Source organism: Nonomuraea sp. SYSU D8015, from assembly GCF_008065375.1.
Classification (GTDB): Bacteria; Actinomycetota; Actinomycetes; order Streptosporangiales; family Streptosporangiaceae; genus Nonomuraea.
In genome coordinates, this window is record NZ_VJYI01000012.1 from 26970 (window position 1) to 44961 (window position 17992).

Annotated in this window: 16 protein-coding genes; 13 read left to right on the forward strand and 3 right to left on the reverse strand. The window is 70.5% G+C overall.

Annotation, left to right across the window (positions count from 1 at the left end; all coding sequences use genetic code 11):
* The first annotated feature begins 31 nt into the window (after positions 1-31).
* Positions 32-2869 carry an excinuclease ABC subunit UvrA gene (uvrA, locus tag ID574_RS37940; protein WP_188193852.1) on the forward strand — a complete coding sequence of 946 codons (2838 nt, stop codon included), beginning with the start codon at positions 32-34 and terminating at the stop codon, positions 2867-2869.
* Between the two features lie 9 nt (positions 2870-2878).
* Here uvrA and ID574_RS37945 read toward each other — a convergent pair whose 3' ends face one another.
* A complete protein-coding gene (locus tag ID574_RS37945; protein WP_188193853.1) occupies positions 2879-3601 on the reverse strand; it encodes a DUF2306 domain-containing protein in 723 nt (240 codons plus the stop codon).
* Positions 3602-3890: 289 nt separating this feature from the next.
* Here ID574_RS37945 and ID574_RS37950 point away from each other — a divergent pair, with 289 nt between their 5' ends.
* From ID574_RS37950 to whiA, 7 genes are all read left to right on the forward strand, one after another.
* Positions 3891-4295: a Rieske (2Fe-2S) protein gene (locus ID574_RS37950; RefSeq protein WP_223167499.1), complete on the forward strand. Its 405-nt coding sequence runs from the start codon at positions 3891-3893 to the stop codon at positions 4293-4295.
* A gap of 212 nt (positions 4296-4507) precedes the next feature.
* A complete protein-coding gene (locus ID574_RS37955) occupies positions 4508-4885 on the forward strand; it encodes a Rieske (2Fe-2S) protein (RefSeq protein ID WP_223167500.1) in 378 nt (125 codons plus the stop codon).
* 56 nt (positions 4886-4941) lie between these two features.
* A complete protein-coding gene (locus tag ID574_RS37960) occupies positions 4942-5400 on the forward strand; it encodes a Rieske (2Fe-2S) protein (protein ID WP_188193855.1) in 459 nt (152 codons plus the stop codon).
* A gap of 123 nt (positions 5401-5523) precedes the next feature.
* Positions 5524-7428 carry an excinuclease ABC subunit UvrC gene (gene uvrC, locus ID574_RS37965; RefSeq protein WP_188194071.1) on the forward strand — a complete coding sequence of 635 codons (1905 nt, stop codon included), beginning with the start codon at positions 5524-5526 and terminating at the stop codon, positions 7426-7428.
* A gap of 216 nt (positions 7429-7644) precedes the next feature.
* The gene (gene rapZ / locus ID574_RS37970; RefSeq protein WP_188194072.1) at positions 7645-8511 is read left to right on the forward strand and encodes an RNase adapter RapZ; all 867 of its coding nucleotides are present in this window, start codon (positions 7645-7647) and stop codon (positions 8509-8511) included.
* A gap of 815 nt (positions 8512-9326) precedes the next feature.
* On the forward strand, positions 9327-10244 hold the full coding sequence (locus ID574_RS37975) for a gluconeogenesis factor YvcK family protein (protein WP_188194073.1): 918 nt from the start codon (positions 9327-9329) through the stop codon (positions 10242-10244).
* 73 nt (positions 10245-10317) lie between these two features.
* Positions 10318-11298, forward strand: coding sequence for a DNA-binding protein WhiA (gene whiA, locus ID574_RS37980; RefSeq protein WP_026214667.1), 981 nt, complete (start codon positions 10318-10320; stop codon positions 11296-11298).
* A gap of 447 nt (positions 11299-11745) precedes the next feature.
* Here the strand turns inward: whiA and ID574_RS37985 are convergent, their stop codons facing one another.
* Positions 11746-12336: a hypothetical protein gene (locus ID574_RS37985; protein ID WP_223167501.1), complete on the reverse strand. Its 591-nt coding sequence runs from the start codon at positions 12334-12336 to the stop codon at positions 11746-11748.
* Positions 12337-12540: 204 nt separating this feature from the next.
* On the opposite strand from ID574_RS37985, the gene gap reads away from it, so the two are divergent.
* From gap to ID574_RS38010, 5 genes are all read left to right on the forward strand, one after another.
* A complete protein-coding gene (gene gap / locus ID574_RS37990) occupies positions 12541-13545 on the forward strand; it encodes a type I glyceraldehyde-3-phosphate dehydrogenase (protein WP_188193857.1) in 1005 nt (334 codons plus the stop codon).
* A 31-nt stretch (positions 13546-13576) separates the two neighbouring features.
* On the forward strand, positions 13577-14764 hold the full coding sequence (locus tag ID574_RS37995; protein ID WP_270094318.1) for a phosphoglycerate kinase: 1188 nt from the start codon (positions 13577-13579) through the stop codon (positions 14762-14764).
* Position 14765: 1 nt separating this feature from the next.
* Entirely contained in the window at positions 14766-15548 is a 783-nt protein-coding gene (gene tpiA / locus ID574_RS38000) for a triose-phosphate isomerase (RefSeq protein ID WP_188193859.1), read from the forward strand.
* A 99-nt stretch (positions 15549-15647) separates the two neighbouring features.
* On the forward strand, positions 15648-15878 hold the full coding sequence (gene secG / locus ID574_RS38005) for a preprotein translocase subunit SecG (protein ID WP_188193860.1): 231 nt from the start codon (positions 15648-15650) through the stop codon (positions 15876-15878).
* A 74-nt stretch (positions 15879-15952) separates the two neighbouring features.
* On the forward strand, positions 15953-16297 hold the full coding sequence (locus tag ID574_RS38010; RefSeq protein ID WP_127934367.1) for an RNA polymerase-binding protein RbpA: 345 nt from the start codon (positions 15953-15955) through the stop codon (positions 16295-16297).
* A gap of 53 nt (positions 16298-16350) precedes the next feature.
* Here ID574_RS38010 and ID574_RS38015 read toward each other — a convergent pair whose 3' ends face one another.
* Positions 16351-17955 carry an amidohydrolase gene (locus ID574_RS38015; RefSeq protein WP_188193861.1) on the reverse strand — a complete coding sequence of 535 codons (1605 nt, stop codon included), beginning with the start codon at positions 17953-17955 and terminating at the stop codon, positions 16351-16353.
* Between the last annotated feature and the right edge of the window lie 37 nt (positions 17956-17992).

Genomic DNA, 17992 nt, shown 5'->3' on the forward strand with positions numbered 1-17992 from the left:
ACCTATCCGCCTTTCGACTTCCGGGATCGCCGTGGCAGACCGCCTGATCGTGCGTGGTGCACGAGAACACAACCTCAAGGACGTCTCGCTCGAGCTGCCGCGAGACTCTCTGATCGTCTTCACCGGCCTATCCGGCTCGGGCAAGTCGAGCCTGGCCTTCGACACGATCTTCGCTGAGGGTCAGCGGCGCTACGTCGAGTCGTTGTCGGCCTATGCCCGCCAGTTTCTCGGTCAGATGGACAAGCCCGACGTCGACTTCATCGAGGGCCTGTCGCCGGCGGTGTCGATCGACCAGAAGGCCACCAGCAAGAACCCCCGCTCGACCGTCGGCACGATCACCGAGGTCTACGACTATCTGAGGCTGCTGTGGGCCAGGATCGGCAAGCCGCACTGCCCCGTGTGCTCGCGCGCGATCGCCAGGCAGACGCCGCAGCAGATCGTCGACCGCGTGATGGATCTGGAGGAGGGCACCAGGTTCCAGGTGCTGGCCCCGGTCGTGCGCGGCCGCAAGGGCGAATACGCCGAGTTGTTCCGGGAGTTGCAGACCAAGGGCTTCGCCAGGGCCAGGGTGGACGGCACCGTCGTGCGGCTGGAAGAGCCGCCGACGCTGAAGAAGTACGAAAAGCACGACATCGAGGTCATCGTCGACCGGCTGTCGGTCAAGGAGTCGGCGCGGCGCAGGCTCACCGACTCGGTCGAGACGGCGCTGCAGCTGTCCGGCGGCACGATCACGCTCGAGTTCGTCGACCTGCCCGAAGACGACCCGGGCCGCGAGCGGTTCTACTCCGAGCATCTCTACTGCCCCTACGACGACCTGTCGTTCGAGGAGCTGGAGCCGCGCTCGTTCTCGTTCAACTCGCCGTTCGGCGCCTGCCCCGAGTGCACCGGCCTGGGCACCAAGATGGAGGTGGACCCTGAGCTGGTGGTGCCCGACCCCGAGCTGACGCTGCGGGAGGGCGCGCTCCACCCGTGGTCGGGCGGCCACACCAGCGAATACTTCATCAGGCTGATCGAGGCGCTGGGCCACGCGGTCGGCTTCACACCGGACACGGCGTGGGAGCGGCTGCCGAAGAAGGCGCAGAAGGCGCTGCTGTACGGCTACGACGAGCAGGTCCACGTCCGCTACAGCAACCGCTACGGCCGGCAGCGCTCCTACTACACCACCTACGACGGCGTCATCCCGTGGGTGCAGCGCAGGCACGCCGAGGCGGAGAGCGACTCGAGCCGCGAGCGGTTCGAGGGCTACATGCGCGAGATCCCGTGCCCGGCCTGCAAGGGCGCCAGGCTCAAGCCGGTGACCCTGGCCGTCACGGTGGCCGACAAGTCGATCGCCGAGGTCGCGTCCATGTCGATCGGCGAGTGCGCGAAGTTCCTGGCCGCACTCAAGCTCTCCGACCGCGACATGCAGATCGCCGAGCGGGTCGTCAAGGAGATCAACGCACGCCTGGGCTTCCTGCTCGACGTCGGCCTCGACTACCTGACCATGGACCGCGCCGCCGCCACCCTCGCGGGCGGCGAGGCGCAGCGCATCAGGCTGGCCACGCAGATCGGCTCCGGCCTGGTCGGCGTCCTGTACGTGCTGGACGAGCCGTCCATCGGCCTGCACCAGCGCGACAACATGCGGCTGCTCGACACGCTGATCAGGCTGCGCGACATGGGCAACACGCTGATCGTGGTCGAGCACGACGAAGACACGATCGCGGCCGCCGACTGGGTGGTCGACATCGGTCCCGGCGCCGGCGAGCACGGCGGCCAGGTCGTCGTGTCCGGCACCGTCCAGGACCTCCTCTCCAGCGAGTCGTCGCTGACCGGGCAATACCTGTCGGGGCGCAGGAGCATCCCGATCCCCGCCATCCGCCGCCCGCGCAACAAGAAGCGGCAGATCACCGTCAAGGGCGCGCGCGAGCACAACCTCAAGGGCGTGGACATCGAGTTCCCGCTGGGGCTGTTCACGGCCGTGACCGGCGTGTCGGGGTCGGGGAAGTCGACGCTGGTCAACGACATCCTCTACAACGCGCTGGCCAAGGAGCTCAACGGCGCGCGCACGGTGCCGGGGCGGCACTCGCGCATCAACGGCATGGACCTCGTCGACAAGGTCGTCCACGTCGACCAGTCGCCGATCGGGCGCACGCCGCGCTCCAACCCGGCGACCTACACCGGCGTCTTCGACCACGTCCGCAAGCTGTTCGCGGCCACGACGGAGGCGAAGGTCCGCGGTTACCAGCCCGGGCGCTTCAGCTTCAACGTCAAGGGCGGCCGGTGCGAGGCGTGCGCCGGTGACGGCACCATCAAGATCGAGATGAACTTCCTGCCGGACGTCTACGTCCCCTGCGAGGTCTGCCACGGAGCCCGTTACAACCGGGAGACGCTGGAGGTCCACTACAAGGGCAAGACGATCTCCGAGGTGCTCGACATGCCGATCGAGGAGGCCCTGGGCTTCTTCGACGCGATCCCCGCGATCAAGCGCCACCTGCAGACGCTCAACGACGTGGGGCTGGGCTACGTCCGGCTCGGGCAGCCGGCCACCACGCTGTCCGGCGGCGAGGCGCAGCGCGTCAAGCTCGCCTCCGAGCTGCAGCGGCGGCAGACCGGCCGGACGATCTACGTGCTCGACGAGCCGACCACCGGCCTCCACTTCGAGGACATCCGCAGGCTGCTGGGCGTGCTCGGACGGCTGGTCGACGGCGGCAACACGGTGATCGTCATCGAGCACAACCTCGACGTCATCAAGACGGCCGACTGGATCATCGACATGGGCCCCGAGGGCGGCTCCCGGGGCGGCACCCTCGTCGCCAGCGGCACGCCCGAGGAGGTCGCGCTGGTGGAGGAGAGCCACACGGGGCGGTTCCTGCGGAAGATCCTCGCCTGACGCCGGCGGTCATGCGGCGCGGCGGCGGCGCCTGGCGGCGTCGCCGCGCTCCAGCCACCACTCGGCGAACACCAACGGCAGCACCCAGCCCAGCCAGGCGCTCAGCCCCGCCACCGTGCTCGCCAGCAGCCTCTCGTCGCCGTGGAAGGTCGTCTCCAACTGCGGCGACAGGGCGATGACGAACACGACGCCCCACAGGCGGTTCGTGATGATCGACATGGTCAGGGCGAAGCTGCGGACCATCCACCGGCGATGATCGGCGAACCTGCCCTGCCTGGCCATCCGCCAGCCCGCCAGCGTGCAGCCCACCCAGAGGAGCGCCAGCACGACCCCGCTGGCGGCGGTGACCGGGCCGAAGTAGGGGGTGGTGACGGAGACGATCAACCCCAGCACGCCGCTGGGAAGGCAGCCGGCGAAGACGTACATCCGGCCGATCCTGCGGTGTGCGCGGGGGTGGCGGGCGCGGAACCAGGGCCAGATCTGCAGGCAGCACGTGATCATCGCGATGGAGCCGAAGAGGACGTGCAGGGACAGGATCGCGAAGTGCGGCGGGAAGTAGTCGGGCGCGGGCACGCGCGACTGGGCCGGGTCCAGGGAGAGGTACGGCGGCAGCGAGAACGCGACGAACGCGACCGCCACCACCACCAGCGGCGTCACCCACGGACGGCGCCACCAGGTGGGACGGGGCCGCAGGGCGGGGGCGGCGGGCGGGTGCTCTGTCGAAAGGCTCATGGTCCTGAGGGTCCGGGCACCCGCTGACGACGGGCCTACCAGCCGCTGACGGTTCGCCCGGAGAGCCGGTCAGGGCCACGGTGACACGCCCGGCCGGGGCCGGCCGCAGGAGGGGCGGGTGGCGCGTCGCTCGGGCCTGTCACAGCGGGTTGCGGCGGCTTGCCGGGAGCGGCACCCGATCTCGGGACCGAGGCGTCCTGCCAATAAAGTTGTTCCCCGTAGAGACCTGACCTGCAGGGGTCGGCGGCGACGCGGGGGAGTCATGACGGTCGATGAACGGGGCGCAGCCATGCCCGAAAACGGTCTCGGGCGGCGCGAGGTGCTGGGTGCGGCCGGGGTCGCGGCGTGCGGGCTGGCTCTCGCCGGCTGCGGCACGAGGGACACCAAGGCGCAGCTCAATCTCAAGGGCAAGGTCATCGCCAAGACGGCCGACGTGCCCGTGGGCGGCGGCAAGGTGATCGAGGACCTGAACATCGTGGTGGCGCAGCCCGCGCAGGGCGTCTACAAGGCGTACAGCTCGATCTGCACGCACAAGGGCTGTGCGGTCGGCACGCCCAAGGACAACGTCATGCGGTGCGCCTGCCACGGCAGCGAGTTCGCCGCCGACAGCGGCAAGCCCACCAAGGGGCCCGCGACCGCCCCGTTGGCCGCGTTCCAGGTCAAGGTCCAGGGCGACGGCATCGTGGTGGCGTGAACGCGTAATTGTGCGCAGTCCCCCGGGATTGGGTTCGGGCATGCTGAACCGGCGCGAGGGCGCCGGCCGTACCTGAAGTAGAACCAACCTGGGAGGACACAACCATGACGGATACGACGCGCCGGAGGATGATGATCGGCGCAGGAGGCGCCGGGCTCGCGGCGGTCTTGTCGGGGTGCGTCAGCTATGGCTCGCCGACGACGGAGGCGAGCGTGGAGCCGCCCGCCGAGGCGCCCGCCGAAGACCCGGCCGAATACCCGGCCGAGGAGGCGTCGTCCGCGGCACCGAAGAAGAAGCCGGCCGCGAAGGCGCTGGCGGACACCAGTGACATCCCCGAAGGCGGCGGAAAGGTCTTCGAGGCTCAGAAGATCGTGGTCGTGCAGCCGACGGCGGGTGATTTCAAGGCGTTCAGCGCGGTCTGCACCCACGCGGGTTGCACGGTCGCCAGCGTCCAGAACAAGACGATCAACTGTCCGTGCCACGGGAGCAAGTTCAGCATCGAGGACGGTTCCCCCACCGCCGGGCCTGCGAGCGATCCGCTCGAGGAGAAGAAGATCACGGTGGACGGGGACAAGATTCGCCTCGCATAAGCGTTACATAAGAGGCGTCTCATCATTTTCTCACCTGCGTGCGCTTGGGTGAGCGCATGACAGAAGACCTTCGTAGCCGCCGGGCGGTGATCGCCGGCGTGGGCGCCGGTGGCCTCGCACTGGCGATCACCGCCTGCGGCGGTGGCACCGACACCGCATCGACCGCCGGCACCACCGATTCGGGCGCGACCGCATCGGGCGCGCCTGAGTCCAGCGCTCCCCAGGCGGGCGCCGCGCTGGCCAAGACCGCCGACATCCCCGTGGGCGGCGGCACGATCTTCAAGGAGCAGAAGGTCGTGATCACGCAGCCCACCGAGGGCGAGTTCAAGGCGTTCAGCGCGGTCTGCACCCACCAGGGGTGCTCGGTCGGGAGCGTGGAGGGCGGCGCGATCGTCTGTCCGTGCCACAACAGCAAGTTCAACATCACCGACGGCGCGGTCACGGCCGGACCGGCCGACAAGCCGCTGCCCGCGCAGCAGATCAAGGTCGAGGGCGACCAGATCACGCTCGCGTAGTGGCGTACGTGCCGGGATGGGCCGCCGTGCCGGATGGGGTTCGGCGGGCGGCCCTCCTGGCGGGACCACCTTGTCGGTGAGGGCTACTAGGCTTTGGTCGTGGCGAGATCAGCGGGCAGCCCCTTGAGTTTCCGGCCCAAACCGGGCTCGATCCCCGATTCCCCGGGGGTCTACCGGTTCAGGGACGCGCACGGCCGGGTGATCTATGTCGGCAAGGCCAAGAGTCTGCGCCAGCGGCTCAACTCCTACTTCGCCGACTTCTCCGCGCTGCACCCGCGCACGCAGTCCATGCTGACCACGGCCGCCGACGTCGACTGGACCGTCGTCGGCACCGAGGTCGAGGCGCTGCAGCTCGAATACTCCTGGATCAAGGAGTTCGACCCGCGCTTCAACGTGAAATACCGCGACGACAAGTCCTACCCCTACCTCGCGGTCACCTTGGGGGAGGACTTCCCGCGGGTCCAGGTCATGCGCGGCGCCAAGCGCAAGGGCACGCGTTACTTCGGCCCCTACTCCCACGCCTGGGCCATCAGGGAGACCGTCGACCTGCTGCTGCGGGTCTTCCCGGTCCGCACGTGCAGCGCGGGCGTGTTCAAGCGGGCCGGGCAGATCGGGCGGCCCTGCCTGCTCGGCTACATCGACAAGTGCTCGGCGCCCTGCGTCGGCCGGGTCACCCCGGAGGAGCACCGCGCGCTGGCCGAAGACTTCTGCGACTTCATGGCGGGCAACACCAGCCGCTTCATCAGGCGGCTGGAGAAGGAGATGCGCGAGGCCGCCGCCGAGCAGGAATACGAGCGCGCCGCCCGGCTCAGAGACGACATCCAGGCCCTGCAGCGGGCGCTGGAGAAGCAGGCCGTCGTGCTCGGCGAGGGCACAGACGCCGACGTGATCGCGCTGGCCGAAGACCCGCTAGAGGCCGCCGTCCAGGTCTTCTACGTACGTGGCGGCCGCATCCGCGGCCAGCGCGGATGGGTGGTCGACAAGGTCGAGGAGCCCTCGCCGGGCGAGCTGGTCGAGCAGTTCCTGCTGCAGATGTACGCCGAGGCGAGCCCCGAGTCGATGCCCCGCGAGGTGCTCGTGCCCGCCCTGCCGCCCGACCACGAGGCGGTCGCCGAGCTGCTGGCCGAGCAGCGCCGCGCCAGGGTCGAGGTGCGCGTGCCGCAGCGCGGCGACAAGAAGGCGCTGATGGAGACCGTCGAGCGCAACGCCAAGGAGTCGCTCGCGCAACACAAGATCCGCCGCGCGAGCGACCTGACCACCCGCAGCAAGGCCCTTCAGGAGATCGCCGACGCGCTCGACCTCGACCAGGCGCCGCTGCGCATCGAGTGCTACGACGTCTCCCACCTGCAGGGCGAAAACGTCGTGGCGTCGATGGTGGTCTTCGAGGACGGCCTGGCGCGCAAGAGCGAATACCGGCGTTTCGCCGTCAAGACCAAGGAGGGCGACGTCGCCTCGATCCACGAGGTGATCCTCCGGCGCTTCCGCCGTTACCTGGAAGAACGCTCCGCGACCGGCGAGCTGGCCCCCGACGACCAGGACGCCCACGGCCCCATCGACCCCGAGACGGGCAAGCCGCGCAAGTTCGCCTACCCGCCCAACCTCGTCGTGGTCGACGGCGCGGGCCCGCAGGCGGCGGCCGCCCAGCGGGCGCTCGACGAGCTCGGCATGGACGACGTGGCCGTCTGCGGGCTCGCCAAGCGGCTGGAGGAGGTGTGGCTGCCCGGCGACGACCAGCCGGTGATCATGCCCCGGTCGAGCGAGGGCCTCTACCTGCTGCAACGCGTACGAGACGAGGCACACAGGTTCGCCATCACCTACCATCGTTCCAAGAGGTCGAAGACGGTGAAGGAGAGCGCGCTCGACGGCGTGCCCGGCCTCGGCCCGGCCCGCCGGCAGGCGTTGCTCAAGCACTTCGGCTCCGTGAAGAAGCTGCGTGAGGCCACCGCCTCGGACATCTGCGAGGTCCCCGGCATCGGCCCGTCCCTCGCCGAGGTGATCGTGTCGACGCTGAAGGGAGAGTCACCGTGATCACGCCACGATGCTCCGGCGCGGGTGCCGGAGCCGTAGGGCCGAGCCGCTATGGTGGATGGCGTGCCGCGATGACCGAGCCGGGTGTGCAGGTCGGCCGCCGTGCGGTGAGCGCCCGGATCGCTGGGCCGGCGGACGTGGCCGGCCGGGAAGGGCGTTGACATGGACACCCGTGAGGGCAGCTCCGGTGACCGGGCTGACGGGCGGAAAGAGGCGATGAGCGCCGGGCCGGCGTTCGTCATCGTGACCGGCATGTCCGGCGCGGGGCGCAGCACCGCCGCCAAGGCTCTGGAGGACCTGGGCTGGTTCGTCATCGACAACCTGCCGCCCGGGCTGCTGTTCGCGATGGCCGAGGAGGCCGGCAAGGTCAAGCTGGCCGCCGACAAGGTGGCGGCCGTCGTCGACGTGCGCAGCCTGGCCTTCACCACCGATCTCAACGCGGCCATCGAGGAGCTCGAAGGGCGCGGCGTGCGGGTGCGCGTCGTGTTCCTGGAGGCCAGCGACGAGGAGCTGGTGCGGCGGTTCGAGAACGTCCGCAGGCCCCACCCGCTGCAGGGCGAGGGGCGGCTGGTCGACGGGATCGCCCGCGAGCGCGGCATCCTGCGCGAGGTGCGCGCCAACGCCGACCTGGTCATCGACACCTCCTCGCACAACGTGCACGAGCTGCGCAACAAGATCGTCGCGTACTTCGGCGGCGAGGACCGGCCGGGGCTGCGGCTCAACGTGGTGTCCTTCGGCTTCAAGTACGGCCTGCCGGTCGACGCCGACCTCGTCGTGGACTGCCGCTTCCTGCCCAACCCGCACTGGGTGCCCGAGCTGCGGCCGATGAACGGGCTGGAGGCCCCGGTCCGCGACTACGTGCTGGGCCAGCCCGGGGCCAAGGAGTTCCTCGACGCCTACGAGGAGGTCCTACGGGTGGTCGCGACCGGCTACGCGCGCGAGGGCAAGAGCTACGCGACGCTGGCGGTGGGTTGCACGGGTGGCAAGCACCGCAGCGTGGCCATGGCCGAGCAGGTCGCCGCCCGCCTGCGCGACCGTGGGGTGGAGGTCCAGGTGAGCCACCGGGATGTGGGGCGGGAGTGACCGATGACGGCTTCGAGGCAGCGGATTCGCCGGACCCGGCGGACCCACGCACCGGCGGCGGCCTAGCGCGCCCTCCGCACCCCGACGGCGACCTGTCGCCGGAACGGCGTGCGGCCGGGGACCAGACGTCGCAGGGGTACGTGGCCGGCGATCGGCATCTGGAAGGGCACGGGGCCTCGGCTGGGCGTTCTCCCGGGGACGAGCCTTGGGGCGGCGCGGCCGAGCCGGTCGGCGGCGTCGCCGCAGAGGGACGTGCGGGCAAGGCGCCGGGAGGGCATGAGCCCGGGGACGGGGCTGCGGAGCTGCGTGCGATCGGCGGCGGTGTCTCCGGAAGGCGTGCGGCGGCCGGGCCGGCCGGAGAGCACGAGGCCGGGCCGGCCGGAGAGCTTGCGGTCGGTGGCGCGTCGGAGAGGCGTGCAGTCCGGACGACGGTGGGGAATGGCGCCGGAGGCGTTGTACCGCGAGCGTATGTGGCCGGTGCGCCGGCAGGGCGTGTGGCCGGGGATGCGCCGTCGGGAGGCTGTGCGGGCGAGTCCCCGGCGCGGCGAGCGCCTGGGGACGGGACCTCAGGGAGCCTCGCGGACGAGAATGCTCCCGGGGACGTGTCTCCGGGGGGCCATGGGAAAGGGCGTGCGGCCGAGGCGATGGCACGAGATGGCGCTGAGGACGTCGGGGACGAGGGCCCGGGAGCGGCCGGGGCCCCAGCTGGGCGCGTGGTCAGGGACGGGTGTGGCCCCGATGAGGCGGCCGTCCGCCCGGGCGCGGCCAGGATCGAGGCGTACGCGCGTGGCCGGCAGGTGGAGCTCGGGCCGCGCGTGGTCGCGCTGGGCGGCGGGCACGGCCTGTTCGCGTCCCTTTCGGCATTACGGATGGTCACCGACCGACTCACCGCGGTCGTGACCGTCGCCGACGACGGCGGCTCCAGCGGGCGGCTGCGCCGCGAACTCGGCGTGCTGCCGCCCGGCGACCTGCGGATGGCGCTGGCCGCGCTGTGCGGGGACGACGAGTGGGGCAGCACCTGGAGCGAGGTGGTGCAGCACCGCTTCCGCAGCGAGGGCGAGCTGCACGGGCACGCCGTCGGCAACCTGCTGATCGTGGCGCTGTGGGAGCTGCTCGGCGACCCCGTGGCCGGGCTCGACTGGGTCGGGCGGCTGCTGGGCGCGCACGGCCGCGTGCTGCCCATGGCGTCGGTGCCGCTGGACATCGTGGCCGAGGTCGAGCTCGACGGCGTCATCTCGACCGTACGCGGTCAGGTGGCGTGCGCCCTGACGCCCGGTCGCGTCCAGGCCATCTCGCTGGTCCCCGAAGACCCGCCCGCGCGGCCCGAGGCCGTGGCGGCGGTGCTGGAGGCCGACTGGGTGGTGTTCGGCCCCGGATCGTGGTTCACCAGCGTGCTGCCGCACCTCAAGGTGCCCGAACTGGCCAGGGCCCTGCACGAGACCCGGGCCAAGCGCCTCGTCACGCTCAACCTGGCTCCCCAGGTGGGCGAGACGGACGACTTCTCCCCCCAGCAGCACCTGGAGGTCCTCGGTCAGCACGCGCCTGACCTGTCGATCGACGTCGTGCTCGCCGACACCGGGGTGGTCGACGACCCCGGCGCCCTGGAGAAGGCGGCCGCGGCGCTCGGCGCCCGGCTCGTCATGGCCGACGTGGCCGCCGCCGACGGCTCGCCGAGGCACGACCCACGACGTCTTGCCTCCGTCCTGGACGAGATTTTCCTCCAGAAGCGTTGATCCTGGTCGGCGTGGCGCGAAGGTGCGAGAGACTGACGAGAGCCGGTCTGAATGGGGGAGAGGACTAACGCTTATGGCGATGACAGGTGTGGTGAAAGACGAACTGAGCCGCCTGCCGGTGCTGAAGCCGTGCTGCCGCAAGGCGGAGGTTTCCACGTTGCTGCGGTTCGCCAGCGGTCTGCACCTGGTGGGCGGACGGATCGTGATCGAGGCGGAGCTCGACACCAACGCCACCGCGCGGCGCCTGATCAAGGACATCGGCGAGGTGTTCGGCCACAAGGCCGAGGTGCTCGTGCTCGCACCCGCCGGCCTGCGCAAGGGCTCTCGCTACGTCGTGCGCGTCTACCGCGACGGTGAGGCGCTCGCCCGCCAGACGGGCCTGATCGACAACCACGGCCGCCCGGTGCGCGGCCTGCCCCGCCAGGTGGTGGCGGGGGCCGCGTGCGACGCCGAGGCCGCCTGGCGCGGCGCGTTCCTCGCGCACGGCTCGCTCACCGAGCCGGGGCGGTCGATGTCGCTCGAGGTCACCTGCCCGGGGCCGGAGGCGGCGCTCGCGCTGGTGGGCTCGGCGCGGCGGCTGAAGATCCACGCCAAGGCGCGGGAGGTGCGCGGCGTGGACCGGGTCGTGGTACGCGACGGCGACGCGATCAGCGCGCTGCTGACCCGGCTCGGCGCCCACGACAGCGTGCTGGCCTGGGAGGAGCGGCGGATGCGCCGCGAGGTGCGGGCCACCGCCAACCGGCTGGCCAACTTCGACGACGCCAACCTGCGACGCTCGGCGCGGGCCGCGGTGGCGGCGGGGGCGCGGGTGCAGCGGGCGCTGGAGATCCTCGGGGACGAGGCTCCTGAGCACCTGGTGGTGGCCGGGCGGCTGCGGGTGGAGCACAAGCAGGCGTCTTTGGAGGAGCTGGGGCAGATCGCCGATCCACCGCTGACCAAGGACGCGATCGCGGGGCGGATCCGGCGGTTGCTCGCCATGGCCGACAAGCGCGCCTCCGACCTCGGCATCCCCAACACCGAAGCCAACCTGACCGTGGACATGCTCGCCCCCTGAGCGTGTCGGCGCCCGGCTTCAGGGGCTCCCATGGCATCGGTGCGGTGCCGCGCCGGGACGGAGAGCGCGGCGCCACGGCACGGGGCCGGGGTCATGCCGCGAGGAGTGAACGGGGCCGGTGGGCGGCTTCCGATGGGGGACGGCTCGCCGTGCGGGACGGCTGGGGCGCACGACGGGCTGGTGGGGGTGGCGGCTTGGGTCCCTGTGACGGCTGTGGGGCGCGGGGGCTTGGGCCCGCGTGACGGCTGTGCGGGGTGGCGGCCTGGGCCCGTGTGGCGGCTCCTGGGATGCGCGGCTCGCACGGCGGCTGTTGACCTGTGGTAACCCGGCAGCAGCCGCCGCAGGTATGCGGACGAGGGCACGACGCTGGTGAGCGCAGCCGCGTCGGCGTGACAGGGGGTGGCGGCCCTCACTGGGGTGTGGTGCTGCGGCGCGGTGCGGTAGGGGTCAGTCGCGGGCGGGCTTGCGGGGCGTGAAGAGGTCGCCCGGGGAGCTCTCGGCCGGGCGTTGCGCGGGCTCGAACGGGGCCCGGTACTCCGGCGCCTCCTGTTCCTCGGCCGCCGTCTCGGCGCGGCGGACGCGGGCGACCCGCAGAGCGAGCAGCAGCAGCGCGGCCAGCGCGGCCACGGCGATGGAGAGCCAGGCCGGCCACGACTCCGTCAGGCCGGCGCGGTAGAGCGACAGCGCCTGGGGGAGGCCTCCGGAGAGGGCGTCCAGGGTGATGTCGGCCGGCTCGAGGGGAGCGCCCTGCCCGCGCGACGTGGCGCTCCACATGATCGACGAGCCGGCGATCTGGCCGGCCGCCACGGCGCCGCCGGCGTACAGCGCGGCCACGACCGGCAGGACGAGGCCGCGCGGCCTGCCCATGGCCACGACGACGACCAGCGCGATCACGAGGGACAGCGCCACGGACAAGGGGTAGCCGTTGCCGAACATCCTGACGGCGGAGGGGAGGCGGTTCTGGAACAGGACGGCCGCCCCCACGGCGGCCGCGCAGATGAGCGCGGCCATGAGACCTATGGCCAGCCCGCGAAGCACGCCTGACCGCTTATGTGACATCTCAGCCCCCAGAGAATGCACGAATTTACTCCGATGAGTCGGGCACTTTACTCGAACGTCGCAAAACGCGTGTGTGGAACGGTCATTCACAGGGCAGGGGCTGCAGTGGTCTAAACCAATTTGGGTCCGATAAGGTTCGTGATTGAGGTTCAGCCCGCCATCTGTTCGAGGAGTTCGGTTCCCGTGAGCATCCGCGTAGGCGTCAACGGCTTCGGCCGCATCGGTCGCAACTTCTGGCGCGCTGTCGCCGCCAGCGGCAAGGACATCGAGATCGTCGCGGTCAACGACCTGACCGACAACGCGACGCTCGCTCACCTGCTGAAGTACGACAGCATCCTGGGCCGCCTGCCTTACGAGGTGAAGTCGTCCAGCGATGAGATCACCGTCGACGGCAAGGCGATCAAGGTCTTCGAAGAGCGCGACCCGGGCAAGCTGCCCTGGGGCGACCTCGGAGTGGACGTGGTCCTTGAGTCGACCGGCCTGTTCACCGACGCCACCAAGGCCAAGGTGCACGCCGACAACGGCGCCAAGAAGGTCATCATCTCCGCCCCGGCGAAGAACGAGGACGTGACGGTCGTCATGGGCGTCAACGACGGCGCCTACGACCCGGCCAAGCACACGATCATCTCCAACGCCTCCTGCACCACCAACTGCCTGGCCCCGATGGCCAAGGTCATCCACGACTCCTTCACCATCGAGAAGGGTCTGATGACCACCATCCACGCCTACACGCAGGACCAGAACCTGCAGGACGGCCCGCACAAGGACCTGCGCCGCGCCCGCGCCGCCGCGCTCAACGTGGTGCCCACCTCCACCGGCGCCGCCAAGGCCATCGGCCTGGTCCTGCCCGAGCTCAAGGGCAAGCTCGACGGCTTCGCCATGCGCGTGCCGATCCCCACCGGCTCGGCCACCGACCTCACCGTCGACGTGAGCCGCGAGGTCACGGTCGAGGAGGTCAACGCCGCGCTCAAGGCAGCCGCCGAGGGTCCGCTCAAGGGCATCCTCACCTACACCGAGGACGCGATCGTCTCCTCCGACATCGTCACCGACCCGGCCTCCTGCATCTTCGACGCCGGCCTCACCAAGGTCATCGGCAACCAGGTCAAGGTCGTCGGCTGGTACGACAACGAGTGGGGCTACTCCAACCGCCTCGCCGACCTGATCGAGCTGGTGGGCCGCGGCCTCTGATGTGGGCTGCGACGGTTACGGGAGCATGAGCATGCGCACGCTCGACGATCTCGACGTGAAGGGGCGGCGCGTGCTCGTGCGCGCCGACCTCAACGTCCCCCTCGACGGGGAGACGATCACCGACGACGGCCGCATCCGCGCGTCGGTGCCGACGATCAAGGCGCTGGCCGGCAGCGGTGCCAAGGTCGTGGTCTGCGCCCACCTGGGCCGGCCGAAGGGCAAGGCCGACCCGAAATACTCGCTGAGGCCGGTGGCCGCGCGCCTGGGCGAGCTGCTCGGCCAGGACGTGGCCTTCGCCGCCGACGTGGTGGGCGACAGTGCCCGTAGCACGGTCGAATCGCTCCAGGACGGCCAGGTCGCGCTGCTGGAAAACCTGCGCTACGAGCCCGGCGAGGAATCCAAGGACGACGCCGCGCGCGGCGCGTTCGCCGAGAAGCTGGCCGGGCTGGCCGAGCTCTATGTGGGCGACGGGTTCGGCGCGGTGCACCGCAAGCACGCCAGCGTCTACGACGTGCCCAAGCTGCTGCCGCACGCGGCGGGCGGGCTGGTCGTGGCCGAGGTCGAGGTGCTGAAGAAGCTGACCGAAGAGCCGGAGCGGCCCTACGTGGTGGTGCTGGGCGGCGCCAAGGTCTCCGACAAGCTGGGCGTCATCGCCAACCTGCTGACCAAGGTCGACCGGCTGCTGATCGGCGGCGGCATGGCCTACACCTTCCTCAAGGCCCAGGGCTATGAGGTCGGCAGGTCGCTGCTCCAGGAGGACCAGCTCGACCAGGTGCGCGGCTTCCTCGACGAGGCCGCCCGGCGGGGCGTCGAGCTCGTGCTGCCGGTGGACGTGCTGGCCGCGGTCACGTTCGCGGCCGACGCCGAGCACGAGGCGGTCGAGGCCACCGCGATCCCGGCCGACCGTGAGGGGCTCGACATCGGGCCGCGCACGCGCGAGCTGTTCGCCGCCAAGCTGGCCGACGCCAAAACCGTCTTCTGGAACGGGCCCATGGGCGTGTTCGAGTTCGACGCGTTCTCCGGCGGCACAAGGGCGGTGGCCGAGGCGCTCATCGCCTCCGATGCCTTCACCGTGGTCGGCGGCGGCGACTCCGCGGCCGCCGTACGGAAGCTGGAGCTCCCTGAGGACGGTTTCTCCCACATTTCCACCGGTGGCGGGGCCAGCCTCGAATACCTTGAGGGGAAGACCCTTCCCGGACTCGCCGCCCTGGAGGAGTGAGTTGACACCACGCAAGCCCCTCATCGCCGGCAACTGGAAGATGAACCTCAACCACCTCGAGGCCATCGCGCTGGTCCAGAAGCTGGCCTTCGCCCTCAACGACAAAGACTTCGACAAGGTCGAGGTCGCCGTCCTGCCGCCGTTCACCGACCTGCGCAGCGTCCAGACCCTGGTCGACGGCGACAAGCTCAGGATCGTCTACGGCGCGCAAGACCTCTCCCAGCACGACGGCGGCGCCTACACCGGCGAGGTGTCGGGCGCGATGCTGGCCAAGCTCGGCTGCACCTACATCGTGATCGGCCACTCCGAGCGGCGGCAATACCACGGCGAGGACGACGACCTCGTCAACGCCAAGGTCCAGGCCGCCTACAGGCACTCGCTGACCCCGATCCTCTGCGTCGGCGAGGGGTTGTCGGTGCGCCAAGAGGGCGGCCACATCGCGCACAGTCTCAGCCAACTCGACGGAGCACTGCGCAAGATCTCGGCCGAGCAGGCAAAATCGATAGTGGTGGCCTACGAGCCGGTGTGGGCGATCGGCACCGGCGAGGTGGCCACCCCCGAGGACGCCCAGGAGGTCTGCGGAGCATTGCGAGTCAGACTCGCTGAGCTCTACGACGCCGAAGTGGCCTCGGCGGTCCGTATCCTTTACGGTGGCTCGGTCAAGTCGGGCAATATCGCAGGGATCATGGCACAACCGGATGTCGACGGCGCGCTGGTGGGCGGTGCCAGCATCGATGCCGGGGAGTTCGCCAAGATCTGCCGATTTTCCGATATGCCCGGCTAACTGAGCCGTTCTGGGGGTGCGACTTGACAGTAGGTCGTACCCTCAAGAGGCAAGTTTGAATCGTCACGCGTAACAGAGCATTGAAGGAACAGGCATACCGTGGAAATCGCAATCTCCAGCGTCCTCATCCTGGCGAGCCTTCTCATGATCCTGCTCGTCCTGCTCCACAAGGGCAAGGGTGGTGGCCTGTCCGACATGTTCGGCGGCGGCTTCTCGTCGAACTTCGGCGGTTCCTCGGTGGTGGAGCGCAACCTCGACCGGCTGACCGTGATCACGGGAGCCATCTGGTTCGTCTGCATCATCGCTCTAGGCCTGCTCATGAGGCCCTGAGCACACAAGTTAACGCGTGACAGTGATTCTCCCCCCGTGTTCCTGCGCGGGGCGATCGAGCGAGGAGTTCATCCGTGGGTAGTGGCAACGCGATCCGTGGCAGCCGAGTCGGCGCCGGCCCTATGGGGGAGGCCGAGCGCGGCGAGGCAGCTCCGAGAGTGCGGGTCTCGTTCTGGTGCGCCAACATGCACGAGACGCGCCCCAGTTTCGCCAGTGACGCGGCGGTCCCCGAGCTGTGGGACTGCCCACGTTGCGGCCTCCCAGCCGGCCAGGACGAGGAGGCCCCGCCTGCCCCGCCGAAGAACGAGCCGTACAAGACGCACCTTGCGTACGTGAAGGAGCGCAGGAGCGACAAGGACGGCAAGGCGATCCTCGAGGAGGCACTGGAGCGCCTGCGCGCCAACAAGTCCCCCTGGTAGTCGGGTCGAAGCGAAGGGCCCCGGAACACGCGTTCCGGGGCCCTTCGCCGTTGTCATCGGGTGTGGACCGCCTCGCCGTCCACGAACGTCATCCGCACGCGCGTCGTCCAGATGTCCTCCGGCGGCAGCTCGAACGGGTCGCGGTCGAGGACCACCAGGTCGGCCGGGCGGCCGGGCTCGATCGCGCCCGCGGGGGAGCGGTTGATCCAGGCGGAGCCGGAGGTGTAGGCCGCCATGGCGGTGGCCAGGTCGATGCGCTGGCCCGGCAGGAACGGCGTCTGCGCGGTCGGGTAGCCGGCGTGGACGGAGCCGCCCGGCTCGGTGCGGTTGACGGCCACGTGCATGCCCTGGAGCGGGTCGGCGTTCGAGACCGGCCAGTCGCTGCCGGCGCAGAGGCGCGTGCCGTGGTCGAGCAGGTCCTTGAAGGGGTACTGCCAGGACGAGCGCGGCTCACCCAGGTACGGCAGCGTCAGCTCGTCCATCTGCGCGTGGTGGGTGGCCCACAGGGGCTGGAGGTTGGCCGTGACGCCGAGCGCGGCGAAGCGCGGCACGTCCGAGGGCTCGATGATCTGCAGGTGGGCGATGTGGTGGCGGTTGGCGGGGTCGGTGCCCTCCAAGCTGTCCAGGGCCTCGCGGACGGCTCGCTCGCCGATGGCGTGGAAGTGCACCTGGAAGCCGAGCCTGTCCAGCTCGGCGACGTACTCCTTGAGCTTGTGCGGGTCCACGTACGACAGGCCCGTGCCGCCGCACAGGCAGTACGGCTCCAGCGTGGCGGCCGTGAAGTTCTCCGTGATGCCGTCCTGCATGATCTTGACGGAGGTGGCGCTGAACCTGTCCAGGCCCTCGGCCGAGGCCCGGCGTTCCACCAGGTCGCCGATCTGGTCCAGGCCGCGCGTCCGGTCCCACCACAGGGCGCCCACCACGCGGGCCCTCAGACGTCCCTCGCGGGCCGCGGACAGGTAGGTGGGCAGTTGGTCCTGGGAGCCCGCGTACGAGCCCACGATGGCGTCCTGCCAGCCCGTGATGCCCAGCGAGAACAGGTGCCGCTGGGCGTCCGCCAGCGCGTCGTCCAGGTCCTGGGCCGTGGGGCGGGGGGTGAGCAGGCCGACGAGGTCCATCGCGCCCTCGTGGAGGACGCCGGTGGGGACGCCGCCGGCGTCGCGCTCGATGCGGCCGTCCGCCGGGTCGGGGATGTCCTTCGTGATGCCGGCCAGCTCCAGGGCGCGGGTGTTGACCCAGGCGGCGTGGTGGTCGCGCTGGATCAGGTACGCCGGGCGGTCGAGGAAGTCCAGGTGGTCGCGGTGGGGGAGGCCGCCGGGGAACGCGGACATGTCCCAGCCGCCGCCATCGATCCACTCCTTGTCCGGATTTCTCGCGGCATAGTCATGGATGGTCGACAGGTAGGCGTCCAGGCCGAAGACCTCGGACAGGTCGCACTTCGCCCGTTCCAGGCCCGCCTGGACCGGGTGCAGGTGGGCGTCCGTGAAACCCGGCGTCAGCAGGCCGCCCTCCAGGTCCACCGTCTCGTGGGACGGCGCCCGGCGGGCCAGCTCCCCCTCCGGGCCCACGGCGGCGATCACGCCGTCGCTCACCAGCACGGCCGCCCCCCGGACGCCCTCAGGGGTGAAGACACGCCCTCCTCGGAAGAGGATGTTCATCAAGTCTCCTTCAGTGGTCGCTCACCGCCGCCGCCTC

Coding starts and splice junctions, on each gene's coding strand:
- ID574_RS37960 (WP_188193855.1), top strand. CDS start 4,942: ATGACAGAAGACCTTCGTAGCCGCCGGGCGGTGATCGCCGGCGTGGGC.
- ID574_RS37950 (WP_223167499.1), top strand. CDS start 3,891: ATGCCCGAAAACGGTCTCGGGCGGCGCGAGGTGCTGGGTGCGGCCGGG.
- ID574_RS37945 (WP_188193853.1), bottom strand. CDS start 3,601: ATGAGCCTTTCGACAGAGCACCCGCCCGCCGCCCCCGCCCTGCGGCCC.
- ID574_RS37995 (WP_270094318.1), top strand. CDS start 13,577: ATGCGCACGCTCGACGATCTCGACGTGAAGGGGCGGCGCGTGCTCGTG.
- whiA (WP_026214667.1), top strand. CDS start 10,318: ATGGCGATGACAGGTGTGGTGAAAGACGAACTGAGCCGCCTGCCGGTG.
- ID574_RS38015 (WP_188193861.1), bottom strand. CDS start 17,955: ATGAACATCCTCTTCCGAGGAGGGCGTGTCTTCACCCCTGAGGGCGTC.
- rapZ (WP_188194072.1), top strand. CDS start 7,645: ATGAGCGCCGGGCCGGCGTTCGTCATCGTGACCGGCATGTCCGGCGCG.